The sequence below is a fragment of the Pseudomonas viridiflava genome (genome assembly GCF_003702045.1).
Lineage (GTDB): Bacteria > Pseudomonadota > Gammaproteobacteria > Pseudomonadales > Pseudomonadaceae > Aquipseudomonas > Aquipseudomonas viridiflava_C.
Genome location: NZ_RBTP01000016.1, coordinates 39,034 through 65,359 on the forward strand (window position 1 = coordinate 39,034; position 26,326 = coordinate 65,359).

Sequence of the window (26,326 nt, forward strand, 5' to 3'; positions counted from 1 at the left end):
TCTGCTCCCACAGAGCATCTAGCGAGATTTCGCAGTGACCTGCGACGTCTCGCGCCTGTCTTCACTCCCCTCGATGCTTTTTGAGTCTGTAGGCAAACTGCGCACGGCTGAGCCCCAACAGTCGTGACGCAGCGGCCAGGTTGCCCTGACTTTTGCCTATGGCCTCATTGATCAGACGCTGTTCAAGGTCGTCGATGGAAAACCCCTCAGCCTGACTCAGCGTGTCCAGCAGCGTAGGCACGGGCGTTTGTTCAGCCTGCGAGCCCAGCGACAAAGCTCCCTGATGATTCAGCGAATACGACTCCTCTGGCAGCGGCTCATTACGGAAGATGTGCATCAGGTCGATAGGCTGGCCGTCTTCGCTGGCAATCAGGCCGCGCTCGATCAGGTTTTGCAGTTCGCGCACGTTGCCCGGAAAGTCATAGCGCAACAGGGTTTTCAAGGCGCGCATCGTCAACCCCGCCGGGGTTCGCTCATAGTCGGCACAAAACCGCTTGAGAAACGCGTTGATCAACAGTGGCACGTCATCCCTACGCTGGCGAAGCGGGGGCAGGGCGATCGGGTAGACGTTCAGACGATAGAACAGGTCTTCACGAAAATCACCCCGCGCCACGGCCTCGCGCAAATCGATGTTGGTCGCCGCAACGACCCGGACATTGACCTTGATGCCATGCCCGCCGCCTACGCGTTCTATTTCCCGTTCCTGGAGGGCGCGCAACAGCTTGCTCTGTCCGGCCAGGCTCAGGCAGGTGATCTCATCGAGAAACAGGGTGCCGCCGTTGGCGCGTTCGAAGCGCCCGGGACGTGAATGGGTGGCGCCTGTGTAAGCACCGCGTTCGACGCCGAACAGCTCGGCTTCGATCAGATTGTCCGGGATGGCCGCGCAGTTGAGGGCCACGAAAGGCCCGTCCCGGTGACGACTGAGCTGATGCAACTGACGCGCAAACATCTCTTTACCCACGCCGGATTCGCCACTGATCAGAACCGTGGCCGGGGTCATCGCGACGCGCTGAAGCGCCTGGCTTGCAGCATTGAACGCTGCACTGGCACCAATCAGCGGGTGCTCTGTCCCGGCAGGCGTGCCAGGCTGATAGGGGGCAGTTGATGCTGGCGGCTGATGGAGGGGAGCGGTAGGCGAAACGACACTCAGGTAGCCAAGGTCACGCTCGACATCGCCCCACTGCTCGGCCGTTTTACCAACCACCCGGCACGCACCGTGCCCCATGCCGCGGCACTCCACCTCGCGAAAGATCACCAGTTGGCCGAACAGGCCGCTGACGAAACCGATGGCATAGCCGACTTCCGTCCAGCACACCGGGTCCTGACCGACACCGTAGGAGGCGAGGTGCTCATCGGCTTCGCAGGAGTGATGCCAGAGGAATTCGCCCTCGTAAAACCCGGACTCGGCATCGAACTTGAAATGCAGCGGCTCGACCTTGGCCATGCCCTCCAGCGTGTGCAGGTGTGTACCGGCACGGAAAACGGCCGTGGCATCGGCATGCGGCCAGCGTTCGCGGATCAGCCTGGCATCGCGTGCGCCGGACAGGTAACCGGCGCGGGTGAACATGCCGCGTGCCTGCTCAAGGCCCAGACGTTCGATTATTTCGCGGCGCAGGGTGCCGAAAGACGAGCTGTGCAGCAGGAGCATGCGCTGATCGTTGAGCCAGATACGGCCGTCATCGGGCGAAAAGAACAGGCATCCCGTCAGTTCTTCGGCCGTGGGGGACTGGCTGGCGTTCGATTGAGCGCTGTCGCCTCTGGGGGCGAAGCGTTCTGTTGCAGGTGCGTGTTCATGAACGTGGCGATGAGGATTGGTCATTGTTATGCCCCGGGCCAGCAGTGATCGAAATGATGAAGCGATGAGATAGTTATTAAACATAACTTAATCAAATGAACAAGCCCGCCATACTATGCATTCATTCGGATGTGATCGGGATCACTGAAAGAACAGGCCGATGATGCCCGAGGCAGAGCGGTTTCGAAAAAACATGACAGCATGATGGCAGACACGGCACAGCGCTTGCTCTGGAGTGAGTACGGCGCATGCGAACCCGTCCAGGGCGCAGCGATTACAACCATAAAAGCCGGAGTTTCACTATGTCAGTGTCTGAGCCTGTTTCTCTGTTGCAGCCCGCAGTCGTTGCCAACTGCATTTTCAATGGCAACTGGATACCTTCATCAGCCCCCTTGCGCGCTGTCATCGAGCCGGCCACCGGTGAGCTGCTGATGCATGCCGCAATGGCGAACCCCGCCGACATCGCCGTAGCCTGTCGCGAAGCATCGCTGGCCCAACCCGCATGGGCCGCAATGGGGCCTCGTGAGAAGGCGGAAATCTTTCTGTTGGCCGCCGACGTGGCAGTCTGCTCGTTCGACGAGTTGTCGTTGTACGTCGCTCGGGAAACCGGTGGCAGCCTGCACAAAGGCGAGCACGAGGTGCGTGAAGCCATCGTGCTGCTGCGACAGGCCGCCGGTATGCTGTCCCAGGCCCACGGCCACGGCGTCATGCTACCCAGTGCAGCGGGGCGAATGTCCTATGCGCGGCGCGTGCCGCATGGCGTGATCGGCATGATTTCACCGTTCAACTTTCCACTGGTGCTGTCGCTGCGCACGGTCGCTCCAGCATTGGCGGCGGGCAACGCGGTGGTACTCAAGCCCGATCCACAGACCCCGGTCAGCGGCGGCTTTCTGATCGCCCGCCTGTTCGAACAAGCCGGTTTGCCCAAAGGTCTGCTGCACGTACTGCCCGGCGCTGCGGACGCGGGTGAAGCACTGTGCAGTGATCGCAATGTGCACATGATCACCTTCACCGGTTCCACCGCAGCAGGGCGCAAGGTGGGGGAGACCGCAGGGCGCAACCTCAAGAAGGTGTCGCTGGAGCTGGGCGGCAAAAACCCGCTGATCATCCTTGAAGATGCCGATCTGGACCTGGCCGCCAGCAACGCAGCGTTCGGAGCCTGGCTGCATCAAGGGCAGATCTGCATGGCCACGGGGCTGATTCTGGTGCATGAGTCCATTGCGCCTGCATTGACGCGCAAGCTGGCCGACAAGGCGCGCGCACTGACTGTCGGTAATGCGGCGCGCGGCGAAGCGGCACTGGGGCCGCTCATTAACGCGCGTCAGGTGCAGCATGTGCATGCGCTGGTCAGCGAAAGTATCGAGGCTGGCGCGCAGCTTGAAACCGGGGGTGAGTACGACGGCCTGTTTTATCGCCCCACCGTACTGAGTAACGTGAAACCCGGCATGCGGGTCTTTGAGGAAGAAGTGTTCGGGCCGGTCGCAGTGATCGCGACATTCGCCACGGATGAAGAGGCGATCGAGCTGGCCAATCGCAGCGAATACGGCTTGGCAGCGGCAGTCATCTCGCCAGACGTGGGGCGCGCGATGGCCATCGGCGACCGTCTCAACTGCGGTTTGCTGCACATCAACGATCAAACCGTGGCCGATGAATGCATCAACTCATTCAGCGGGCGCGGCGCCTCGGGCAATGGTGGTAGCGTAGGCAGCCCGTCCGACTGGGATGAGTACTCGCAGTGGCAGTGGGTCACGGTCAAGAACCAGCCCCCGGTTTATCCGTTCTGAGTACCGGTAACGTGAATACCGACACGCTGAACAATGCAGGCGTCAACCCACAATAAGAAGAGCGCACGACTATGAACCTGAATAACAAGACCGTGGTGGTCACCGGTGTTTCTTCCGGCATCGGTGCCGAATTGGCGAGACTGGCGCGCTTTCAAGGTGCCACCGTCATTGGCGTCGATCGTCATGAACCGCAACTGACCGTGAACCGCTTTTTCAAGGCCGATCTGGGGGATCCCGACAGCATCAATGCGCTGGTCGAACAACTGCCCAGGCAGATCGACGCGTTGTGCAATATTGCCGGCGTGCCCGGCACTGCGCCGACCGAGATGGTAGCCAGGGTCAATTATCTGGGGTTGCGTCACCTCACCCAGCGTGTGATACCTCGGATCGCCCCCGCAGGGAGCATCGTCAATGTGGCTTCCGTTCTTGGCGCGCAATGGCCTGAGCGTCTTGAGTTGCACAAGGCCCTGTCCGCGACGGACGGCTATCACGAGGGGCTGGAGTGGCTGGCAGCCAATCCGGTTGCGCAGGACACCTGCTACCAATACTTCAAGGAAGCGCTGATTGTCTGGACATTCCAGCAATCCCAGGCGCTGTTTCGTGATCAGTCGATACGCATCAACTGCGTGGCGCCGGGCCCGGTGTTCACGCCCATTCTGGGTGATTTCGTCAGCATGCTGGGCGAGGCGCGCGTCGCCAGTGACGGCGCTCGAATGACGCGCCCCGCGCAGGCGGACGAAGTTGCCGAAGTGATCGCATTCCTGTGCTCCGACGCTTCGCGCTGGATCAACGGTGTCAACTTGCCGGTCGATGGAGGGCTGGCAGCTACTTACGTTTGAACGGACTCGGTTGATACACCCCGATCACACAGCCGTGAGGTCGGGGCTTTGAAAGAACAACAATAAAAAGCCAAAGGAATTTCAAGATGCAGAAGTCTGTCTTGCGTACCGTCGTGGCCGCATCATTGGTCGGCCTTTCCATTAACGCCCACGCTTACGACTTGCCCGGCCTTAACCTGGGCAATACCAGTTTCTATGACGGCTCTCCCGCGCCCGCAGGGCCTGGCTGGTATCTGGAGGAGTACATGAACTTCGCCAAGGCCGATCGCTTCAACGACGTCAATGGCGACAAACTTCAGTTGCCCAAACAGGAAGTCGAAGTGCTGGCGCTGACCACCCAGCTCATTTACGTCGCCCCCCCGTTGGCCAACGGCGCAATGCCGGGCATCACGGCCATCAACACCTCTCTGGCTCACGTTGATGTGGATGACGGCCTTGGCAACTCGGCCCTCAGTTCACGGGCAGGGTTTGGGGATTTGATCATAGGTCCGTTTCTGCAACTGCCCACGATATCGAATGCCGATGGAAGTCCGCTGTTGACCCAGCGTGTCGAGGCAGACATTGCCATTCCAGTGGGCTCGTATGACCGCAATCGTTCGATCAACCCCGGAAGCAATTTCTGGTCTTTCAACCCGTACTACGCCGCAACCTACTGGTTTTCACCCAAGTGGTCGGCCAGCGGACGCTTCATGTACTTGTGGAACGGTAAGAACGACGACCCGCAGGCGGGCTTTGGCAACGCCTCCGATACTCAGGCCGGCCAGGCATTGCACGCCAACCTGACATTGCAATACGCCGTCAGCGAGCAGTTGTCAGTGGGCCTGAATGGCTACTGGCTCAAGCAGTTCACCGACACCCAAGTGGACGGGCATGACGTCAGTGGACGTAAGGAAAAAGTCTGGGCCATCGGGCCGGGATTCCTGTACGCGTTCAACAAGGAAAACGTGTTGACGGTCAACAGCTACTTCGAACAAGGCGCTGAAAACCGAACGGAAGGGAACAAGGTGGTGCTGAATTTCCTGCATAAGTTGTAGGGGGGCTGTGTTGGCAGAGCGCGCTTTTCCAACACGCTAGCGGGAGCGCCGACGATTGCGGCGTAAGGTTACAACGGTGACCTTACGCCCAGCGCCTGGCTCTCGGGATCGAGAGCCAGCGCCAGTTGATACGTGGAGTGTCAGGGGAGGGGGAGCGTGCCCACGCAGAGCGATGGGTATGATCATCAGCCGGTTTTGATCCAGACGACACGTCATCTGTTGAATAAGCGCCCTTTGTGGGAGGCGGCGTGCCGGTAATGCGGTTTTGTAGGCGGTATAGCAACTGTCGGCGTCGGCCATCAGGTTGCCGTCTTGACCTTTGCAACGCCTGCCGAGCGGGACAGCACGGTCATCGCTGCAAGCGCGGCAATCACCAGCCCCGGAGATGTCGCCAGCAGCACACCCGCCGTGCCAGCTCCAGCCCCCAGCAGTTGACCCGCCGCCAGCGGGCCTGCGACGGAACCCAATCGGCCGATTGCAACGGCAGCGCCGACGCCGGTTGCCCGTACTGCAGTCGGGTACGACGGCGGGGCCAGCGCATACAGCACCAACTGCGCGGCCATGACGAATACACCGGCGGCGAATCCGGCGATTGCCATCGGCACTATCCCGACCGATAAGCCGACGCCGGCCAGCGCTGCGAGCAAACCTGCGTACACGAACAGCACGACTTTGACGCCGTCACAACGATCCAGCAGTACGCCACCCAGCAACGATCCCAGTGCGCCGCCGATGTTGAACAGCATTTGCACCATCCCGGCCTGAGGTTTACTGAAACCCTGTGCGATCAATAGCGATGGCAGCCAGTTGAGCAGCATGTACATCACGGTCAGGGTGAAAAAGTAGCCCAGCCACAACGCCAGCGTCGTGCGCCCCCGGCCTTCACTAAACAGCGCATCGGCTGTGGAATGACGCACCTGCGCTGTCGCGGTCTGTCGGCGAAACGCATTGGATTCGGGCAGCAGCGTTATCATCAACGGCACGACGACCAAGGGGGCCAGACCGCCGATGATGAACGTGGTCTGCCAATGCTCACTTGTGAACATCGCCACCACCGCCGCCAGCGCTCCACCCAGCGGGACGCCGGAATACATCACGCTGATCGCGACCCCACGATGACGCTCGCCCACCGCTTCGGCGCACAGTGCAATGAGGTTGGGCAGGGCGGCACCCAGGCCCAACCCGGTCATGAAACGCACCGTCAACAGTCCGTAAAAGGTTTCGACGTAAGCGGTTGCCAGGGAGAACACGCCAAACAGCAGCACGGCGCTGACCAGGATTTTCTTGCGGCCGATTCGGTCGGCAATCCAGCCACCGAAAAAAGCGCCCGGCAGCAAGCCGATGATGCCGGCGCTGAACACCCATCCCATCATCTTCGGGTCCAGGGCAAAGGTCTTGCGCAGGCCCGCAGCGGCAGTGCCCGCGGCCTGCAAGTCGAAGCCTTCGATGAGCGCAACGATAAAACACAAGACGATGGTCAGCGTCGAACGACGCAACGAGTTATTCATGGCAAGCCTCACTGTTGTTTTTGTTGTGGTCAGCAGCCTGACGCCTGCACCTTGGGCCGCAGTGCATCAGTGAGGATTAAGGTAACAAAAATAACTAAAAATAGAATGCGTGAACGGATGTGGCTGAAATTATCGATTTAAACGTTTAAATACAAAGAATTACGTTCCTGTTATCCATGTGATCGTAAAGTAGTTAACTGATTTAACGTTCGATTATCGGCCATTCTGGATTGACGTTCATCGTCAGATATCTCAATTCTGTGCTGCGGCCTCTGCTTGAAGCGAACGGCCGACGTCAAAAAACAACAACAATAAGTGGACATCGAACATGCCAACACTTTCCAGGGATGCCGAGAGGGCGGGACCTGCTTCACCGTGTTTCGGGGCAACACGCAATGTCGCGCTGGGGCTGTTGGGCATCAGTCTGGTGCCGACGCCACTGCTGGCCGAGGGGCTGCGGGACGATAGCCACGGCACCTTGACGTTGCGTAACTATTATCTGGACCGCGACTACAAGGACGACGGTGCCAAGACCGCCGCCCGAGAATGGGCACAGGGCTTCATGATGAACGTGGAGTCCGGTTTCACCCCCGGCAAGCTGGGCTTCGGTCTGGATGCGCGGGGGTTGGTCGGTGTAAAGCTCGACTCTGCGCCAGACCGAAGCGGCACCGAGCTGCTTCCGGTATCGGCCAGCACCGGTCGGGCGGCCGATGACTATTCACGACTGGCGCTGACCGGCAAGATGCGTTTCAGCCAGACCACGATCAAAACCGGCGATGTTTCGATCTTTCTGCCCTTCGCGTTTGCCAGTCCATCCCGTCTGCTGCCGCAGACCTTTCGGGGCACCACGCTTTCCTCAAAGGAACTGGACGGCCTGACGTTCAACGCGGGGTACATCGACCGGGTGAACAAGCGTGATTCAACCGACTATCAGGCGCTTGCCATCGCCTCGCCCAACAGGCGCTTCAACGGTGCCGCCACCGCCTCGCATATGGCATACGCCGGTGGCGATTATCAGGTGAACACGCATCTCAGCCTGCGCGCTTACCATGCCGAAGTGGACGATCTGTACACTCAAAACACGCTGGCCTTGCTCCATCAACTGCCGTTGGGCAATGGTCTGCTGACCACGGATCTGCGCAGCTTCTTCAGCCAGGACACGGGCAGGGCCAAGGCGGGCGAAGTCGATAACCAGAACCTGTCGGCGCTGGTGGGCTACAAGTGGGGTGGTCACAGCGTGAGTCTGGGCTACATGCATTCCAGTGGCGACACGGCGACGCCTTACTTGTCTGGCACCGAATTGATGGGGTTGAGTGAATTGACCATGAGTTCGGACTTTCTCAACGCCAAGGAACACACCTGGCAAGCCATCTACGATTACGATTTTACTGCCGTGGGCATCGTCGGCTTGCGCAGCCGCCTTCGTTACGTGCGTGGCGACAACATCGAGTTAGCCGCCTTGAACGCGGACGATCGCACAGAGCGTGAGTTCCAGATGGAGCTGGGCTATGTGATCCAGAGCGGACCTTTGAAGAACATCAGCCTGCTGGCGAGAAAGTCGATCTACCGCAACGATTTTCCGGCCAGTGCTGCGTTTCGCGATGAAAACCAGACCCGCTTCGTGGTCCAGTACGCGGTGCCACTCTGGTGATCGAAACAGCGCCGACGATTCAGGCGAGTCGTCGACGCGTGCGCATCAGGCTTGATAGACCTTCTTCAACAGGCGCAGCAACTCCTCGCGTTCCTGGCCGTTCAAGGCTGACGTGGAATCCAGGTCGCTTTCAGCAGCGATCTGTTTCAGCTCTTTGAGCAGGGTTTCGCCGGTCTTGCTGAGGAAAATCCCGTACGACCGTTTGTCCGGTTTGCACCGCAGGCGGACTGCCAGTGCACGGCTTTCCAGTTTGTTCAGCAGCGGCACCACCTGTGGTGGCTCGATGGCCAAGGCCTTGGCCAGATCCGCCTGCATGAGGCCAGGGTTCTTCTCAATGATCGCCAGCGCCGAAAATTGTGCGGGACGCAGATCATGGGTCGACAGGCGTGCGATGAGATTTTGAAACAGTTTGAGTTGTGCCCGACGCATGGCGTAACCAATCAGATCGTCCAGTGCGGAGTCCATGGGCAGCGACGCGTCGGTAGCCTGTGCCTGAGTTGGGCAGAGGGTGGCGATGTCGGATGGCTTGGCCATTGAAAAATCCAGTCCTTTAGGGTGATGGGTAAGGTGAAGGCATGGCAGTGTGCCGGTGTTCTCGAATGAAGGCTATCGGCATTCAGGAATGTGACCAGCATATCCGAATGGAGTGCTAAAAATGTTAATTAATATTAATAACAGTTAATTGACATAACTAGTTTTGCGGTTTAGGTTTGGCTCATCTTCCAGTCAATAACAAGAGAGCACTGCCATGAGCACTTACGAAGGCCGCTGGTCAACGGTAAAGGTCGAGATCGAGCAAGGCATCGCCTGGGTGATTCTCAACCGCCCGGAAAAGCGCAACGCGATGAGCCCGACGCTGAACCGGGAGATGGTCGATGTGCTGGAAACACTCGAACAGGACCCTGAGGCGGGCGTGCTGGTCTTGACCGGTGCCGGTGAAGCCTGGACGGCCGGCATGGACCTCAAGGAGTATTTCCGCGAAGTGGATGCAGGCCCGGAAATCCTTCAAGAGAAAATCCGCCGCGAAGCGTCCCAGTGGCAATGGAAACTGCTGCGCATGTACGCCAAACCGACCATCGCGATGGTCAATGGCTGGTGTTTCGGTGGCGGTTTCAGCCCATTGGTCGCGTGTGATCTGGCCATTTGCGCCGACGAAGCAACCTTCGGTCTTTCGGAAATCAACTGGGGCATTCCGCCGGGCAACCTGGTGAGCAAAGCGATGGCCGACACCGTAGGCCACCGTCAGTCGCTGTACTACATCATGACCGGCAAGACCTTCGATGGCCGTAAGGCGGCGGAAATGGGGCTCGTCAACGAAAGCGTGCCATTGGCGCAACTGCGTCAGGTGACCATCGATCTGGCCCTCAACCTGCTGGAAAAGAATCCGGTTGTGCTGCGCGCCGCCAAGCACGGCTTCAAGCGTTGCCGCGAGCTGACCTGGGAGCAGAATGAGGATTACCTCTACGCCAAGCTTGATCAATCGCGTCTGCTGGACAAGGAAGGCGGGCGGGAGCAGGGGATGAAGCAGTTCCTGGACGACAAGAGCATCAAGCCGGGGCTGCAGGCCTACAAGCGTTGACTCACCACCGGCATGGCTGGCTATGCCGGATGGCCTGACACCGTTACTGTGTATGAACGCTGAGCTGTATTCCCGACAAAGATAACTAAAGAGGAATCACCATGCTGGACGTGCCCCTGTTGATTGGCGGCCAGTCGTGCCCCGCGCGCGATGGACGTACGTTTGAACGTCGCAATCCGGTGACGGGCGAAGTCGTGTCCCGTGTCGCCGCAGCAACCCTTGAAGACGCAGACGCGGCGGTTGCCGCAGCTCAGGCGGCGTTTCCCGCCTGGGCTGCGATGGCGCCGGGTGAGCGCCGTGCGCGTCTGATGCAGGCGGCCGAGCAGTTGCAGGCGCGTATGGCCGAATTTATTGCTGCTGCTGGCGAAACCGGGGCGATGGCCAATTGGTACGGCTTCAATGTGCAGTTGGCGGCCAACATGCTGCGCGAAGCGGCGTCGATGACCACTCAGATCACCGGCGAGATCATTCCTTCCAATGTACCCGGCAATTTCGCTATGGCTCTGCGCCAGCCGTGCGGCGTGGTACTGGGCATTGCGCCCTGGAACGCGCCCGTGATTCTGGCCACACGTGCCATCGCCATGCCGCTGGCGTGCGGCAATACGGTGGTGCTCAAGGCGTCAGAACTGAGCCCCGCCGTGCATCGCCTGATCGGCCAGGTGTTGCAGGATGCCGGGTTGGGCGATGGCGTGGTCAATGTAATCAGTAACGCACCGGCCGATGCTCCGGCGATTGTCGAGCGGCTGATTGCCAATCCCGCCGTACGTCGGGTCAATTTCACCGGCTCCACTCACGTGGGGCGCATCGTTGGTGAGCTCTCGGCTCGCCATCTGAAACCTGCATTGCTGGAACTGGGCGGTAAGGCACCCTTTTTGGTGCTCGATGACGCCGATCTGGACGCTGCGGTCGAAGCAGCGGCTTTCGGGGCCTATTTCAATCAGGGCCAGATCTGCCTGTCCACAGAGCGTCTGATCGTTGATCGGAAAGTGGCGGATGTGTTCGTTGCCAAACTGGCGGCCAAGATCGAAACGCTGCGTGCAGGCAATCCCGACGACAGCACGTCGGTACTGGGTTCGCTGGTGGATGTCGGCGCGGGAACGCGGATCAAGGCGTTGATCGATGACGCGCTCGATCTGGGCGCGACGCTGATCGCAGGCGGGCAACTGCAAGGCAGCATTCTGCAACCCACCTTGCTGGACGGGGTGACCGACAGCATGCGCCTGTATCGCGAAGAGTCCTTCGGGCCTGTCGCGGTATTGATTCGGGGCGACGGCGACGAGGAACTGCTGCGCCTGGCCAACGATTCAGAGTTCGGCCTCTCGGCGGCCATCTTCAGCCGTGATACCAGCCGCGCGCTGGCATTGGCACAGCGAGTCGAGTCGGGCATTTGTCACATCAACGGGCCCACCGTTCAGGACGAAGCGCAGATGCCGTTTGGCGGGGTCAAGTCCAGTGGTTATGGCAGTTTTGGTGGCAAGACATCAATTGAGCACTTCACCCAGTTGCGCTGGGTGACGTTGCAGAACGGTCCACGGCATTACCCGATCTGACGCTGTTCACGTCCACCCGGTCGTCCTCAGTCAGGGCGCTGCGGTGACAAGCCAGTCATAACAATAACAAGGCCGCAGCCAGCCGCTGCCACGCTCATCACGAACCGCCGTGTGCGGTTCGGTGGCCGCGTGCCTTGACGGAGAGACGCTCGTGAGTTCCGAACCAGAATCCTCAACGCCGCACCCCGAAATCAAACCGCCTCGCTACCGCCAGGTGAGCATTGGCCATCCCGCCGTTGAAGTGCGCGAGGAAAAGGGCATCCTTCACATGCGCGCACTGGAGCCGCTGGCCGAATTGCCGAGACGGTTGCTCGAGCGGCTTGTGCATTGGGCCGAGGTTCGCCCGCAACAGACCTTTCTGGCCGCCCGCGATAACCTGGGCGGTTGGCGCACCGTCAGTTACGCCGACATGCTGGACAGCGTGCGCGCCATCGCACAAGGCCTGCTCAAGTACGATCTGTCGGCCGAAAAGCCCCTCGCGCTGCTCTCAGGCAACGATATCGAACATCTGCAGATCGCACTGGGTGCCATGTACGCCGGTATTCCTTACTGCCCGGTATCACCAGCCTATTCGGTGCTGTCCCAGGATTTTGCCAAGCTGCGCCATGTCTGCGAAGTGCTGCAGCCGGGTCTGGTGTTTGTCAGTGACGCTGCACCTTTCCAGCGCGCCATTGATGCGGTGATTCCCGCCGACACGCCGATCATGACGGTGCGCGGCCAACTCGATGGCCGCCGCCAGATTCGTTTCGACACGCTGCTCGAACAGCCTGGCGGTGCCGAGGCCGAGGCCGCGTTCGACTCAACCGGGCCGGACACCATCGCCAAATTCCTGTTTACCTCCGGCTCTACCAAGCTACCCAAGGCGGTGGTCACAACCCAGCGCATGCTGTGTGCCAACCAGCAGATGCTGTTGCAGACCTTTCCGGTGTTCGGGGAAGAGCCGCCAGTGCTGGTGGACTGGCTGCCGTGGAACCACACCTTTGGTGGCAGCCATAACGTGGGGATCGTGCTGTACAACGGCGGAACGTTTTATCTGGATAACGGCAAGCCCACCGCCCAGGGCTTTGCCGAAACCCTGCGTAACCTCAAGGAGATCTCGCCCACGGCCTACCTCACCGTGCCCAAAGGTTGGGAGGAACTGGTCAACGCGCTGGAACAGGACGCCGATCTGCGGGCCCGATTTTTCACACGCATGAAGCTGTTCTTCTTCGCCGCGGCCGGCCTCTCGCAAAGCATTTGGGACCGGCTTGACCGCGTGGCCGAGCAGCACTGTGGCGAGCGTATCCGCATGATGGCCGGGCTGGGCATGACCGAAGCCGCGCCTTCCTGCACCTTCACCACTGGGCCATTGTCGATGGCCGGTTACATCGGCCTGCCTGCACCGGGCTGCGAAGTGCGCCTGGTGCCGGTGGACGGCAAGCTGGAAGGTCGGTTTCGAGGACCGCACATCATGCCAGGCTACTGGCGCTCGCCGCAGCAGACCGCCGAGGTGTTCGATGAAGACGGGTTCTATTGCTCCGGTGATGCGATCAAGCTCGCTGACCCTGCAGCGCCTGAGCTGGGTTTGATGTTCGATGGCCGACTGGCTGAAGACTTCAAGCTGTCGTCCGGCGTGTTCGTCAGCGTCGGCCCGATGCGCAATCGTGCGGTGCTGGATGGTTCGCCCTATGTACAGGACGTGGTGATCGCTGCGCCGGATCGCGAATGCCTGGGCGCGCTGGTTTTCCCGCGGGTGCATGACTGTCGGCAACTGGCAGGGCTGAAGGCCGACGCCAGCGATGCTGAGGTCTTGGCCAGCGCCCCGGTGCGCCAATGGTTTACGGACTGGCTGGCTCGCCTGAATCGTAATGCCAGCGGTAATGCCAGTCGCCTGGAGTGGATCGTTTTGCTCACGGAGCCCGCGTCGATTGACCGAGGTGAAATCACCGACAAGGGCTCGATCAACCAGCGCGCCGTTCTGCAATGGCGCGCAGCGACAGTCGAGGCGCTTTATCGCGGCGAGAACCCGGACGTCATCCGTGCCGGTCCCTTGAAATGAATGGGCAGTACTCGGCGTTCAATGACGTCGCCATCATCGAGTCAGTGCGCACGCCGTGGGTCGATCTTGGCGGCGCACTGGCGCAGGTATCGCCTATCGACCTGGGGATCAAGGTAGGCCGGGAAGTGGTGTCGCGTGCCGGGGTCGATGCTGCCAATGTCGACACCGTGCTGGCCGGCTCAATGGCGCAGGCCAGTTTCGACGCTTATCTACTGCCCAGGCACATCGGTCTGTACAGCGGCGTGGCGTACAGCGTTCCTGCGCTTGGCGTGCAGCGTATTTGCGCCACTGGCTTTGAGCTGCTTCGTCAGGCGGCCCGGCATGTGGAATCAGGCGGGCAATTGGCGTTGTGCGTGGCGGCTGAATCGATGTCGCGCAACCCCATTGCAGCGTATACCCATCGCGACGGATTTCGTCTGGGTGCCGGTGTGCAGTTCAAGGACTTTCTCTGGGAAGCGCTGTACGACCCGGCCCCGGACATGGACATGATTGCCACTGCCGATCATCTCGCCCGTGAGCATGGGTTGAGCCGTGAAGAGGCGGACAGTTACGCCTTACTGAGTCATCAACGCGTGCTGCAGGCTCAGGCCTCGGGGTGGCTCGCTCCGGAAATCGTGGCCGTGACGCGAGAGCAGTTTGAGCTGCACGGGTATCAGCCCAGAACGATCCAGCTGCCGCGTGGCGTGGACAGCGTGTCGCAAGACAGCCATCCCCGTCCCACCCAATTGGCGGCGCTGTCGCGGCTACGCGCCATCCATGCCAACGGCGTGCAGACCGCTGGCAACAGCTGTGCAGTGGTCGACGGCGCTGCGGCGGCGCTGGTGGGCAAGGCATCGGAAGCGGGCCGTCCGGTGCTGGCGCATCTGTTGGCCAGCTCGGTGGTGGGGGTTGCGCCCGAATGCATGGGCATCGGTCCAGCTCCGGCCATCCAGCTGCTGTTACAGCGCAGCGGGTTGAGCCTGGAGGAGATCGGACGCGTCGAAATCAACGAAGCGCAGGCAGCCCAAGTGTTGGCGGTTGCCCGGACGCTCGAACTCGACATTGAGCGATTGAATGTGCGAGGCGGCTCACTTGGTCTAGGGCATCCGTTGGCCGCGACCGGCCTGCGGCTGGTCATGACCCTGGCTCGCCAGTTGCGCGACCGGAATCTACGCTATGGCATTGCTGCGGCGTGCGTTGGAGGTGGGCAGGGCATGGCGCTGCTGATCGAGAATCCTGCGTTTCATGAGTAAGCACCTGCGCCTGGCTGACAGGTGGCTCGTAGCGAGACGCCTCCCGTCCGAAGTTCCCGTCCGAAGCAGCCCAATAGCAAGATGAAAGTGTGTAAAACGCTACTGAATATTGACGCAGATCAACGATTTTGAAACGGTGTGATGATGTCGTTTGTCATACTTTTTTATAGCTTGACCAAACCGTGCCGAACCGCGACGCTCACCGTTCTATAAGCCACGATTGCCTGACCATGCGCACCCTCGCCGAACTTTCCTTCGATTTCATCTGGCATCTGATGTTCGCGGAAGAGGATCAGCTTGAGCAGGATCTGGCTGTCCGGATGCTGGAGGGGCAGTGTGATCACCTGACGGCCCTGTCGGATGAAGAAAGAAGGGCGTTCATCACTGTGGCAATCGAGCGCCGGGCCGTCTTGCTGAGCGGGGCTGAAGCCAGCGGACACTCACCCGTGCAGCGTGCGACGGACGATCAGAAACAGTTCCTGGATGACGTGATATCCGGCGAGTTTTTCAGCCGTTTCGAGGATCCGTCGGTGCCTGACGACCACCACCGTGTCGTGCCGATTCGTGGCTATCGAAAAGGCGGCCAGCGCTAGGCCAGCCGTTGATAGCTCTTATTGGCCCTCGGGCAATCTCGCAATGACCTTGATTTCAAACTCAAAACCGTAAAGCCAGGTGACGCCAACCGCGGTGACGGTCGGGTAGGGCGCCTGTCCCCAGAACTGCGGCACGACGGTGTTCCAGATGTACTCGAACCTGGTGTCCGGATTGACGATGAACAGTGTGACGTCTTGTACATCATCGAATGTGCAACCGGCTGCCTGCAGAATTGCATTCAGGTTGCGAAAGGCGAGCTGAACCTGTTTTTCCAGGTCTGGTTCGGGTGAGCCGTCTTCGCGGCTACCGACCTGGCCTGAAACAAACAGAAGACCGTTGGTGCGCACCGCTGGCGAATAGCGGTTGCGTTCGTAAAGGGCCTGGCGGCCTGCCGGAAATACTACGTCTCGCTGTGTCATGGTTGTCTCCATCGGAAGGTCGCAATGACCGGTCGTTAACGATGGATCGACTTTAGGTGCTTGTGCTGACCGGATAAACGCGCAACTGTAGGTATCACTGTTTGCTGATCGCAAACAATCCGGCGTGGACACGGAGCGAAGATGGATCGGTTCGATGCGATGCAGGCGTTTGCACGAGTGGTGGAAACCGGCAGTTTCACCAAGGCCGCAGGCACTCTGCACATGAGCAAGACCAGTGTGACGCAACTGGTGCAACAGTTGGAGGCACGTTTGCGGGTCAAGTTGCTCAACCGCACCACCCGCAAGGTCAACGTGACCGCTGACGGTGCGGTGTATTACGAGCGTGTGGTCAGGTTGCTGGCCGATATGGACGACGCCGAAACCAGCCTGTCTGGTGCGGCCGCGTTGCCCCGAGGCAGATTGCGGGTCGATGTGCCCAGCCCGTTTGCCAGCCTCTTGCTGATGCCGGCGTTGCCTGACTTCCATGCGCGTTACCCTGACATCCAGATCGACATGGGCGCCAGCGACCGCGTCGTCGATCTGGTGCGCGAGAACGTGGACTGTGTATTACGCGGCGGCGAAATCACCGATCAGTCCCTGATCGCGCGACGGGTCGGGGATCTGCTGCTGGGCGTTTACGCCACTCCTGGTTATGTGCAGCGAATGGGAACGCCAGCCCATCCGCAGGACCTTGAGAACTCGCATCACCGTATCGTCGGCTATCTGTGGGCGCGTACTGGCAAGGCGTTGCCGTATGCCATGCGCCGTGGCGAAGAGAGCCTGCATGTTCACGGCCGTTACGTACTGGCAGTGGACGATGGCAATGCCTATCTGGCTGCCGGACTTGCGGGCATGGGCGTCCTCTGGCTTCCTGATTACATGGCCAGGCCTCACTTGGCCAGCGGTGGTCTGGTGAGGCTGTTCGAAGACTGGCAAATGGATTCGATGCCGATGTACGTGGCGTTTCCGCCCAATCGGAATGTCAGCGTCAAGGTTCGGGCGTTCATCGACTGGGTCGCCGAACTGCTCGCCGAACATGCGCCGCTCAGAATACGTGAGCGACCTTAACGACGCGCCGACAGTTGTTGCGGGGCCAGAAAAGCATCGTGGAAATACTGACGAAACGCCTGCATCGCGGGGCTGAAGTGGCGTTCACGATGCCAGGCAAGGCCCACACTCATCGCAGTGACCTTGTCGGTCAGAGTCATGGTTTCGATGCGTTTGCCTTCCAGCGACCAAGGACGGTGTACCAGGTCCGAAAGGATCGCCACGCCGCTGCCATTGGCGACCATGCTGCGCACCGCCTCGACCGAACTGGTGCGGACCCGCACGTTGGGTGTCTGGTGCGCCATTTGCCAGTAGCGCATGGCGCTCTGTTCGGCTTCATCGACGGTCAGCAGGATGTACGGCTCTTTGGCGACGTCGGCGAGGCTGACGACATCGCGCTGGCACAGCGGATGATGGCTGGGCAGCCACAGGCGTCGCTCCGAGTTGAACAGCGTTTCCGACACAATATCCGGGTGGGTGATGTTTTCCGTGAGCACCACCGCCATGTCGAAGCAACCCTCCAGCAACCCCTGTTCAATGGACTGGCGCTCCTGTTCATGCACCTGGATCGAGACGTCCGGGTGCCAATGCTCCAGCCGCTGGAGATGGTGGGGCAGGAAGTAGCCAATGACGGTGTAGCTGGCGGCCAGTCGCAACACCCCGCTGGCTCGCACATCAGGTAACGGGCTGTTCAGGGCATCGTCGACGCTACGCAGTATCACGTAGGCGCGGTTGAGAAAGTGCCGTCCTGCATCGGTCAGGGTCATGCCTTGGGCCGAGCGTTGAAACAACAGGCTGCCCACAATGTGTTCCAGCTCCTTGATCGCCGTGGTCACCGCAGATTGCGAAATGTTCAGGTGAATCGCAGCCTGTGATATCTGCCCGATCTCTGCGGTAGCGACGAAATAGCGAATCTGGCGAAGGGTCAGGGACATGGCTTATCCGTCGGTCGGGCTATCTGATTTATAGATAATGGGTTATCTGTTAATAGATCTACCCAAGGGGTTGGTGCGAATCTAACGTTGTCCGGGTGACATCGCAATTCAGATCACCTGTCAGGAGGGTGCGACATGCGCAGAGTCGATTTCAATTCGGACATGGGTGAAAGCTTCGGTGCCTGGACCATTGGCGACGGTGTGGATGCCGAACTCATGAGGTTCATCAGCTCGGCCAACGTTGCCACCGGCTTTCACGCGGGCGACCCCGGCACGATGCGCCGCACGGTCGAACAAGCCAAGCGCCTGGGCGTTGCGGTCGGCGCGCATCCAGGGTTTCACGACCTCGTAGGCTTTGGTCGCCGCCACATTCAGGCACCGGCTCAGGAACTGGTCGACGACATGCTGTATCAGCTCGGGGCGCTGCGTGAAATTGCACGTGCTCAGGGCGTCAAGCTGCAACATTTCAAGCCCCACGGCGCGCTCTACATGCACTTGGCCCGTGACGAAGAAGCCGCTCGCCTGCTGGTCGAGAACCTGCAACGCGTCGAGCCGGAACTGCTGTTGTATTGCATGCCGGGTTCGGTTATCTGCAAGGTTGCACAGGAACTGGGGCAGCCGGTCATTCGTGAGTTCTATGCCGACCGGGCCTACGACCTCAGCGGCTCGATTGTCTTCACACGAAACGTTCAGGCTTACGACCCCGGGAAAGTCGCAGCCAGGGTGCTGCGTGCCTGTCAGGAAGGCGTGGTGCGCACGGTCGAAGATGAAGATATGGCGATCGAATTCGACTCCATCTGCCTGCACAGCGACACTCCCGGCGCACTGGATCTGGCCGAAGCCACGCGCAGCGCGCTGGACAACGCGGGTATAGAGGTCAAAGCGCCCAACTGAACCTGGACGCATATCGGGTACGCAGAGACCCGAGTGCATTTGCTGTCGATTGCCTGCCGTTCTCCAACTATTCCAAGAGGGACAGACATGGTCGATTACCACGCCAATCAGGCCGGATGCCATATCGGGAGCAGGGTATGAATGCTCCGATTCGCTACAGTTTCGGTGCCGATGAGCACCTGTTTGCCGAAGTCAGCGAAAGCATGTCGCTGGAGGCCTTTTTCAAAGGCATGGCGGTGACCCGCGCCGTTGAACGATTGGAACTGGATGGCGTGCTGGACGTTTGCCTGGCCAACGCCTCGTTCCAGATCCGCTTCGACCCGGACCGGATTGCGCCCCACGCCTTGCTTGAAGCCGTCAGAGAAGCAGAAGCCGGTGCGGTCGCTGAGCGCACACTGCAGACCCGCATCATCGAAATTCCGGTGCTCTACAACGACCCCTGGACCCATGAAACGCTGATGCGCTTTCGTGACCGCCATCAGGACCCGAATTCAACGGACCTGGAGTACGCGGCGCGGATCAATAACCTGGCCGATGTCGACGCGTTCATCGCCGCTCACAGCGGTGCGCCCTGGTTCGTTTCGATGGTGGGCTTCGTCGCCGGTTTACCCTTCATGTTCCAGATGGTCGAGCGCGAGCGCCAGTTGCAGGTTCCCAAGTACCTGCGTCCACGCACCGACACGCCCAAGCTGACCCTGGGTCACGGCGGCTGCTTTGGCTGTATCTATTCGGTGCGTGGCGCCGGTGGCTATCAAATGTTCGGCGTCACGCCGGCCCCGATCTACGATCCGCAACAGCAACTGACCTACCTGAAAGAGCACATGGTGTTTTTCAGGCCGGGCGATATCGTCCAGTTCAAACCCATCGACCGCCAAGCCTATGACCAGGCAGTGGCTGATGTGGACGCAGGGCATTTCGATCTGCGTATCCGGCCAGTGGAGTTCTCACTGGACCGTTTTCTGGCTGATCCTGCCGGTTATCCGGCTTCATTGCAGGAGGTGCTGGCATGATCAAGGTGCTCAAGCCGGGCCTGGCCACATCGGTTCAGGACCTTGGCCGCGAAGGTTATTACCACCTGGGCATCCCGCCGTCCGGAGCGCTCGACCAATATGCACTGAGCGCCGCCAACCAACTGGTCGGCAACCCACCGGGCGCTGCCGGTCTTGAATGCACCCTGGTGGGACCGGAGCTGGAATTTCAGTGCGATGCATTGGTAGCTGTATGTGGCGCGCACATGACGCCGAGGGTCGATGGCAAAGACATGCACCACGACACCGCGTTCGAGGTGACAGCAGGTCAGGTGTTGCGCTTTGACTTCCCGAAGGACGGGGCTCGCGCTTATCTGGCCGTAGCAGGCGGCATCGACGTGCCATTGGTGCTGGGCAGTCGCTCGACTTATACCCTGGGCGCCCTGGGCGGTTTTGAAGGGCGGCGTCTGGCCGTCGATGACCAATTGCCCCTCGGTGTGCCCAGCGGAAAAGGTCGTGCTGGCGCCAGCCTGCCGATGGCGTTGCGTCAGTCTCTGGGGGGCGAGGTGTATCTGCGCGTAGTCCCAGGGCTGTATTACGAACGCCTGACCGAGTACGCCGCCACCAGCTTCTTCTCGGATTCCTGGACCGTCGGTTCTGAGGCGGACCGGATCGGCTATCGCTTCAAGGGTGGCAAGGCGCTGACGTTCCAGCCCCGCGAGCAGCCGTTCGGTGCGGGATCGGATCCGTCGAATATCGTCGACAGTTGCTACCCGATCGGCTCGATCCAGGTCCCGGCCGGGCTTGAGCCCATCGTGCTGCACCGCGATGCGGTGTCCGGCGGCGGCTACGCGATGATTGGCACCGTGATCAGCGCCGACCTCGACCTGATCGGCCAGATGCAGCCCAATCAGCATGCGCGCTTCATTGCAGTGACGCTGGAAGAAGCCTTGCAGGCGCGCAAGTCGTACAAGAAAAAACTGGCGTGCCTGAGCAGGCTGTTTTCAGCCTGAGGCGACGTCGCGCCGGGGAAGGGGGTAAACGCATGGGATGACCTGGGCCGAGCGCTGTCTACACCGACACTGTAGCCATCATCAGCACCAGGACGTTCCATGACTCATCCCCGAATCGGTTTCGCATGCATGTATCGGCACCCCGAGCGTGACATGTCGGCCAGTCAGTTAAAGATCATCGAAGGCGCACTCAACCCGCGCACCACCACGTTGCGCTGGATGGACAGCGTCGCGCCGCAGGTCGCCCGCGACCGGCTCCTTGAAGTGATTACCCATAATCTGGCCGCGCAATTGCGTTTGCTGGCATATGTGGCTGCGTTGCCGCCGACCCTACGCATGGTGCGTCTGGGCAGCGACCTTTTGCCGTTCTACAGCCATCCGAAAGTCGCGGCGTTTTATCAGGAACCGGCCATCAAGCAGCAGACCGAGCTGGGTTTCGCGGCCATTGGCGAGCTGGCCAGAGCTTCAGACATCCGGCTGTCATTTCATCCGGGACAATATTGCGTGCTGGGCTCGGACAAACCGGCAGTGGTTGAAAACAGTCTGGCGGAATTCGAATACCACGCAGACATGATCCGCATGATGGGTTACGGCCAGCGGTTCCAGGATTTCAAATGCAACGTACACATCGCAGGCGCACGGGGAGGCGAGGGCATTCGCGCACTCTGGCCACGGTTGTCCGAAGTGGCGCGCAATTGCATCACCTTCGAGAACGAAGAGCGGACCTACGGCGTCGACGATTGTCTCGGGCTGGCCGATCTGGCGCCTGTGGTGCTGGACATTCATCATTGCTGGGTCAACGAGAACGATTACATCTCGCCGGATTCGGTACGTGTTCAGCGGGTCATCGACAGTTGGCGCGGCGTCAGGCCCACCATGCACTACTCGCAACCTCAGGAACGTTTGCAGGCACTGGGATTCAGCGCCGAGCAGAAGCTGGAAATGGATGAGCTGTTGAAGGTCGTCCCCAAGCGCGAGCTGTATGCCCACAGCGCACAAATGTGGAACCGCTGGACCAACGAGTACGCGCTGAAGTTTCTGGACCGTTTCGACATCATGCTGGAGGCCAAGGACAAGAACCTGGCCTCACAGGCGTTCTACGAGCAATTCGTGCTACCTGAGCGTGCTCGACAGGTTGACTCAGTTTACTGACGGGCCACCTTCAGACAGTTTGGCCGCCTGAGCGAGCATCGTCCCCCGGCAGGCGTCGAGAATCTCGTCTGCCAGCGTCGAGTCGTTTGGGACGGCGCGCGACAACATCACCGCGCCAACGGCGTGGGCCAGCATGTCCAGTAGCGCCGCTCGCGAAGCTGTCCGATCGCTCTCTGATTGAGCGTCGGCTTCGGGCGCGAGGGTGGTCAGCAACTGCTCAATGCCATTGGCAAACACATTCCTGACCTCATCCGACTGACGCGATGCATCACCGCCCAGTGCTGCCATCGTGCAGCCAGTCGCCACATCGTCGCGATGTTCTCTGCTCAGATAGTACTCAAGGAAACGGGCAGGGCTTACGCCTGCCGACTGCTCCACGATTTTCGACATGCTGCAGGCAGCCGCTTCGGCCATGAGGTCCGCCTTGGACCCGAAATGCTTGTAGAACCCGCCGTGGGTGAAACCGGCGGCGGCCATCAGGTCTGCTACACCCACACCGTCATAACCGTGTTCGCGAAACTGCACCGACGCCGTTTCAACGATGTGCGCGCGGTTCGCTTGCGCCTGCGCTTTGGTGACCCTCATGAGATGCCTCTGTGCTTATGCGATCCAATTGGGCGGACTATAGCATTGATGTTGTCCATCATTAAAGTTGTTGACGATTAAGATGCTGGTCATCATCATTAAGTCAGGTCCTGAGCAAGACTGCCTGGGCACTTCATGATCCTTTCTGCGAGAGAGCACTCACATGACTACGCTTCCTTCTGTTCTTGTCACCGGCGCATCCACCGGTATTGGCGCCGTTTACGCCGAGCGTTTCGCCAGCCGTGGTCACGATCTGGTGCTGGTGGCCCGCGACAAAGCACGTCTCGACAGTCTCGCTGCACGTCTGCGCGAAGAACATGGCGTTGCGGTGGAAGTGCTGCAAGCTGACCTGACACACAACGAAGACCTGGCCGTCCTTGAGAAGCGTTTAAGTGACGATGCCCGTATCGGCGTGCTCATCAATAACGCCGGCGCGGCCCAGACGGGCGGCTTTCTTGACCAGACCACCCACAGCGTCGATCAGTTGATCACCCTGAACATCACCGCTCTGACTCGACTGGCCAGCGCCATTGCGCCACGTCTGGTGCAGGCAGGCGAGGGCGCGATCGTCAACATTGCTTCGGTCGTAGGGCTGGCACCTGAATTCGGCATGACGGTCTATGGCGCGACCAAGGCATTTGTCGTTTTCCTGTCTCAAGGCATGAGCCTGGAGCTGGCGGACAAAGGGGTCTACGTGCAGGCGGTATTGCCTGCCGCAACCCGTACTGAAATCTGGGAGCGGGCCGGTATCGACATCAATACCCTGCCGGACATCATGGAAGTGCATGACCTGGTCGACGCGGCGCTGGTGGGCTTTGACCGCCGCGAACCGATCACCATCCCGCCGCTGCGTGACGATGCTCGCTGGGATGCGCTGCAAGCCGCACGTCAGGCACTGCTCGGTGAAATCCGCCAGTCCGAAGTTGCGCAGCGCTATCAAGCGGTTTCCTGACCACCGACTGGCCGGATTTGACCGTACCCCCATCGCCCACCCTCTACGCATGAGTACACACCATGAAGTTTCGTCATCTCGCGGTTTTAAGTGCCGTCTTGTTTTGGCTACTGGCGATTGCCTGGATGTTCATGCCTGCGCAGATGCTGGCGAACTGGGGCGTAGGGTTTTCCAGTGAGACAGGGCTGGTCAGTCGCCGCGCTGCTGCGTTGTACATGGGCTTTGGGGTGATGTTCTTTCTGGCCAGACACGCAGCGCCATCGGCTGTCCGGTCGGCGCTGGTGAGCGGCTTTGTCACGGCGTGTCTGCTGCTGGCTGCGCTGGGGGTGTTCGAACTGATTTCGGGCCGTGCGAATCTGGGGATTCTGGCGGCGGTTGCGTTGGAAACGCTGTTGTCGCTGGCGTTTTTGTTCGTTCAGCACCGCGACAAACCGCGCGCCGACTGATGCCGCCGTACGCCCTTTGTATTCAACGAGAATTAAACACCCATGAAAGCATTCATCATCGACCGTTACGGAAAGAAGGAAGTCGGTCGCATCGGCGAGTTGCCGGATCCGCGTATCGGGGAGAAAGACGTATTGATCCAGGTCCATGCTGCGGGCGTCAATGTGCTGGACCTCAAGATCAGAAGCGGTGAATTCAAGGCCATTCTGCCGTACAAGCTGCCCTTGGTCCTCGGTAATGACCTGGCGGGCGTCGTGGTTGCCGTGGGCGCCCGTGTCACAGGCTTCAAACCGGGGGACGAGGTGTATGCCCGTCCCGAGCAAGAGCGCATCGGCAGCTTTGCCGAGTTGATCTGCGTACGCGAGGATTGCCTGGCACTCAAACCGGCGCACCTAAACATGGTCCAGGCCGCATCCGTTCCTTTGGTGGCGCTCACCGCCTTGCAAGTGCTGGTGGAAACCGCGAGGCTGAAAAAAGGCCAGCGCGTACTGATCCACGCCGGTTCCGGTGGTGTCGGTACTGTCGCCATTCAATTGGCCAAGCATTTGGGCGCTTTCGTCGCCACAACGACCAGCACCGGCAATGTGGAATGGGTCAAGGCATTGGGTGCCGATGTGGTGATCGACTACAAGACCCAGCATTTCGAAACGCTGCTTCAGGGCTACGACGTGGTGTTGAACAGCCTGGGTACGGATGAACTTGAGAAGTCGCTCAAGGTGATGAAGCCAGGCGGCCATCTGATTTCCATTTCCGGCCCACCCACCCCGACGCTCGCTGAAGAACAGAAACTGAACTGGGTGTTCAAGCAGGTCATGCGCCTGTTGAGTTACGGCATCCGCAAAAAGTCCCGTAAGCAAGGTGTGGAATACAGCTTCGTGTTCATGCGCGCCAGCGGCTCCCAACTTCAGGAAATCACCCGGTTGATCGAAGCTGGCGTCATCAAGCCGATTCTGGATCGAACATTTCCGTTCGAGCAGACCGCCGAAGCGCTGGCGTATCTGGAGCAGGGCAGGGCCAAGGGCAAAGTGGTGGTGCAAGTCAGGAAGTGAGTCGCAAGAAAGCGGCATGGGCGCAAAAGATGCTTGTCAGTCGCAGGCAGCCGTTGAATCCGTGTCGCTGGACAGAGCCACGCCGGAAAAGCCCCAATCCCTCGCGTCCGGATCTGCAACGAAGTCCGAGCCAGAAACAGCTATTATTTTGCGGCCCTTGATGCTTGAACAGTGAGGTGTGGCGGACCTGCGCTTGAATGCCGATACCCACTGCCACCCAATTAAATGAAGGGCGAAAACAACGTTATTAGCGCGACAACTACCTGAATGCCAAGCACCAACGTAAGCCATGTTGGCCCTCTGCGGATGTACCAATAAATGGCGGTGAGTAGGGTCGAAATAAGGTTGGCGATCAGCAACGCGGCAGCGGCAAGCACTTTCTCCGAGATGAATCCACCACCCTCTAGTTGTAGACAGAAAATCGCGAGGGCAGCGCCTATGGCCATGACGATCATGGATGCGAAGCCGATGTAGCGACTCTGGTAAAAAGCGCCGAAGGGCATGTCGAGATCATTTTCATCGCCTGGATGGAAAACGGGTTCGACACCCCTGTGAGGGTGATGTGTTTCCGACGTATGTTTGTCGGGCTGATTCATTTTGCGGATGGCATTTGGCTCGTGTGCGGAAGTGAAAGGCTACAGCCATTGCAGCATCAGGGCGAGTAAGCACCTTGGTTACATGTTCATTCGCCGACGGTTCTCAGGTCGCGTCACTCACCGATGTACCGCCGAACCCGTTATTGTTTTTGGCGGTGTGGAACCTTTCTTCCAATGTCAGTCAAAGTGGCAGTCGTCATAACCGCTCTTCTTGGGTGAGGCTGTAGCCTAATTCCTACCGGCTTTTCAGAAAGGACGTGCAACGGTTAGCGACATCGTGATGAGCTGACAGCGCATTTGTAGCGGATATTGCTTCTGCTTCAAGCTATTGATATCCAGGTACGCAATGACTTGCTGCTTCAACACATGAGTACAGGTGTCAGTTATCCTGCTGCCTCAAATGGAATCGAAGGAAAGGAACTCCCATGACCTCGTCGTTCAAGCCCGAACAGTCCGCGATCACCGTGCCCGTGGCCACCAGTTGCAAGATGAGCGCGCGTATTGTGCTGCAATGGTTTGTGGACGAAGCCGAGTTCGTACCGGCTCCAGCCACCTACCACCCTCTGGTCAACGGTGAAGAAGCCTTCAAGGCCGTCTACGATGCCATTGCCAAGGCCGATAAGACCGTCGACATTGTCTGCTGGGGATTCCAGCCGTCCATGTACTTC

The 26,326-nt window shown here is 59.8% G+C and carries 24 protein-coding genes and 1 pseudogene; 18 read left to right on the forward strand and 7 right to left on the reverse strand.

The genetic code is table 11. The features are described from left to right. Positions 1–61: 61 nt before the first annotated feature. Positions 62–1,819, reverse strand: coding sequence for a sigma-54-dependent Fis family transcriptional regulator (locus tag ALP40_RS07320; protein ID WP_122207638.1), 1,758 nt, complete (start codon positions 1,817–1,819; stop codon positions 62–64). Positions 1,820–2,097: 278 nt separating this feature from the next. Between ALP40_RS07320 and ALP40_RS07325 the strand changes: the two genes are divergently transcribed. From ALP40_RS07325 to ALP40_RS07335, 3 genes are all read left to right on the forward strand, one after another. Continuing rightward, positions 2,098–3,579, forward strand: coding sequence for a benzaldehyde dehydrogenase (locus tag ALP40_RS07325; protein WP_122207639.1), 1,482 nt, complete (start codon positions 2,098–2,100; stop codon positions 3,577–3,579). Positions 3,580–3,650: 71 nt separating this feature from the next. Then, positions 3,651–4,418 (forward strand): coniferyl-alcohol dehydrogenase, encoded by a 768-nt coding sequence (locus ALP40_RS07330; RefSeq protein ID WP_122207640.1) that lies wholly within the window; start codon positions 3,651–3,653, stop codon positions 4,416–4,418. 86 nt (positions 4,419–4,504) lie between these two features. Next, positions 4,505–5,452, forward strand: coding sequence for a transporter (locus tag ALP40_RS07335; RefSeq protein WP_122207641.1), 948 nt, complete (start codon positions 4,505–4,507; stop codon positions 5,450–5,452). Positions 5,453–5,751: 299 nt separating this feature from the next. Here ALP40_RS07335 and mhpT read toward each other — a convergent pair whose 3' ends face one another. Beyond that, positions 5,752–6,960: a 3-(3-hydroxy-phenyl)propionate transporter MhpT gene (gene mhpT / locus ALP40_RS07340; protein ID WP_122207642.1), complete on the reverse strand. Its 1,209-nt coding sequence runs from the start codon at positions 6,958–6,960 to the stop codon at positions 5,752–5,754. Positions 6,961–7,288: 328 nt separating this feature from the next. Between mhpT and ALP40_RS07345 the strand changes: the two genes are divergently transcribed. Next, complete coding sequence (locus ALP40_RS07345; RefSeq protein ID WP_122207643.1) at positions 7,289–8,611, forward strand: OprD family porin; 1,323 nt, start codon at positions 7,289–7,291, stop codon at positions 8,609–8,611. A gap of 45 nt (positions 8,612–8,656) precedes the next feature. Here ALP40_RS07345 and ALP40_RS07350 read toward each other — a convergent pair whose 3' ends face one another. After that, positions 8,657–9,145, reverse strand: coding sequence for a MarR family winged helix-turn-helix transcriptional regulator (locus ALP40_RS07350; protein ID WP_122207644.1), 489 nt, complete (start codon positions 9,143–9,145; stop codon positions 8,657–8,659). A gap of 214 nt (positions 9,146–9,359) precedes the next feature. Here ALP40_RS07350 and ALP40_RS07355 point away from each other — a divergent pair, with 214 nt between their 5' ends. The 5 genes from ALP40_RS07355 to ALP40_RS07375 all read left to right on the forward strand — a co-directional run bounded on the left by ALP40_RS07355 (position 9,360) and on the right by ALP40_RS07375 (position 15,603). Next, complete coding sequence (locus ALP40_RS07355; protein ID WP_122207645.1) at positions 9,360–10,190, forward strand: p-hydroxycinnamoyl CoA hydratase/lyase; 831 nt, start codon at positions 9,360–9,362, stop codon at positions 10,188–10,190. Positions 10,191–10,291: 101 nt separating this feature from the next. Beyond that, entirely contained in the window at positions 10,292–11,740 is a 1,449-nt protein-coding gene (locus ALP40_RS07360; RefSeq protein WP_122207646.1) for an aldehyde dehydrogenase, read from the forward strand. 151 nt (positions 11,741–11,891) lie between these two features. Then, positions 11,892–13,778: a feruloyl-CoA synthase gene (locus ALP40_RS07365; protein ID WP_183136014.1), complete on the forward strand. Its 1,887-nt coding sequence runs from the start codon at positions 11,892–11,894 to the stop codon at positions 13,776–13,778. Next, entirely contained in the window at positions 13,775–15,010 is a 1,236-nt protein-coding gene (locus ALP40_RS07370) for a thiolase family protein (protein ID WP_122207647.1), read from the forward strand. The genes ALP40_RS07365 and ALP40_RS07370 overlap by 4 nt, the downstream gene beginning before the upstream one ends. 230 nt (positions 15,011–15,240) lie before the next feature. Next, entirely contained in the window at positions 15,241–15,603 is a 363-nt protein-coding gene (locus ALP40_RS07375) for a hypothetical protein (RefSeq protein ID WP_122207648.1), read from the forward strand. A gap of 18 nt (positions 15,604–15,621) precedes the next feature. Here ALP40_RS07375 and ALP40_RS07380 read toward each other — a convergent pair whose 3' ends face one another. Beyond that, on the reverse strand, positions 15,622–16,023 hold the full coding sequence (locus ALP40_RS07380) for a RidA family protein (RefSeq protein ID WP_122207649.1): 402 nt from the start codon (positions 16,021–16,023) through the stop codon (positions 15,622–15,624). A 141-nt stretch (positions 16,024–16,164) separates the two neighbouring features. Here ALP40_RS07380 and ALP40_RS07385 point away from each other — a divergent pair, with 141 nt between their 5' ends. Then, positions 16,165–17,091, forward strand: a complete 927-nt coding sequence (locus ALP40_RS07385) for a LysR family transcriptional regulator (RefSeq protein WP_122207650.1) — start codon at positions 16,165–16,167, stop codon at positions 17,089–17,091. Here ALP40_RS07385 and ALP40_RS07390 read toward each other — a convergent pair. After that, a complete protein-coding gene (locus ALP40_RS07390; protein WP_122207651.1) occupies positions 17,088–18,005 on the reverse strand; it encodes a LysR family transcriptional regulator in 918 nt (305 codons plus the stop codon). The two genes, ALP40_RS07385 and ALP40_RS07390, sit on opposite strands and share 4 nt — an antisense overlap. A gap of 135 nt (positions 18,006–18,140) precedes the next feature. Here ALP40_RS07390 and ALP40_RS07395 point away from each other — a divergent pair, with 135 nt between their 5' ends. From ALP40_RS07395 to ALP40_RS07410, 4 genes are all read left to right on the forward strand, one after another. Beyond that, positions 18,141–18,899, forward strand: a complete 759-nt coding sequence (locus ALP40_RS07395; protein ID WP_122207652.1) for a 5-oxoprolinase subunit PxpA — start codon at positions 18,141–18,143, stop codon at positions 18,897–18,899. A 137-nt stretch (positions 18,900–19,036) separates the two neighbouring features. Beyond that, positions 19,037–19,909: an allophanate hydrolase subunit 1 gene (locus ALP40_RS07400; RefSeq protein WP_122207653.1), complete on the forward strand. Its 873-nt coding sequence runs from the start codon at positions 19,037–19,039 to the stop codon at positions 19,907–19,909. Then, positions 19,906–20,880 carry a biotin-dependent carboxyltransferase family protein gene (locus ALP40_RS07405; protein WP_122207654.1) on the forward strand — a complete coding sequence of 325 codons (975 nt, stop codon included), beginning with the start codon at positions 19,906–19,908 and terminating at the stop codon, positions 20,878–20,880. Before ALP40_RS07400 ends, ALP40_RS07405 begins: the two co-directional genes overlap by 4 nt. A gap of 99 nt (positions 20,881–20,979) precedes the next feature. Continuing rightward, positions 20,980–22,032 (forward strand): UV damage endonuclease UvsE, encoded by a 1,053-nt coding sequence (locus ALP40_RS07410; protein ID WP_122207655.1) that lies wholly within the window; start codon positions 20,980–20,982, stop codon positions 22,030–22,032. Here ALP40_RS07410 and ALP40_RS07415 read toward each other — a convergent pair. Beyond that, a complete protein-coding gene (locus tag ALP40_RS07415) occupies positions 22,021–22,617 on the reverse strand; it encodes a TetR/AcrR family transcriptional regulator (RefSeq protein WP_122207656.1) in 597 nt (198 codons plus the stop codon). The genes ALP40_RS07410 and ALP40_RS07415 overlap by 12 nt on opposite strands. A gap of 163 nt (positions 22,618–22,780) precedes the next feature. On the opposite strand from ALP40_RS07415, the gene ALP40_RS07420 reads away from it, so the two are divergent. The 3 genes from ALP40_RS07420 (at position 22,781) to ALP40_RS07430 (ending at position 25,062) form a co-directional block, all read left to right on the forward strand. Continuing rightward, on the forward strand, positions 22,781–23,569 hold the full coding sequence (locus ALP40_RS07420) for an SDR family oxidoreductase (protein WP_122207657.1): 789 nt from the start codon (positions 22,781–22,783) through the stop codon (positions 23,567–23,569). Between the two features lie 62 nt (positions 23,570–23,631). Beyond that, positions 23,632–24,015 (forward strand): hypothetical protein, encoded by a 384-nt coding sequence (locus ALP40_RS07425; RefSeq protein WP_122207658.1) that lies wholly within the window; start codon positions 23,632–23,634, stop codon positions 24,013–24,015. A gap of 42 nt (positions 24,016–24,057) precedes the next feature. Continuing rightward, positions 24,058–25,062, forward strand: a complete 1,005-nt coding sequence (locus ALP40_RS07430) for an NADP-dependent oxidoreductase (RefSeq protein WP_122207659.1) — start codon at positions 24,058–24,060, stop codon at positions 25,060–25,062. A gap of 221 nt (positions 25,063–25,283) precedes the next feature. Here the strand turns inward: ALP40_RS07430 and ALP40_RS07435 are convergent, their stop codons facing one another. Further along, positions 25,284–25,658: a hypothetical protein gene (locus tag ALP40_RS07435; protein WP_147478299.1), complete on the reverse strand. Its 375-nt coding sequence runs from the start codon at positions 25,656–25,658 to the stop codon at positions 25,284–25,286. A 425-nt stretch (positions 25,659–26,083) separates the two neighbouring features. On the opposite strand from ALP40_RS07435, the pseudogene ALP40_RS07440 reads away from it, so the two are divergent. Beyond that, a pseudogene (locus ALP40_RS07440) lies at positions 26,084–26,326 on the forward strand (phospholipase); the annotation flags it as partial.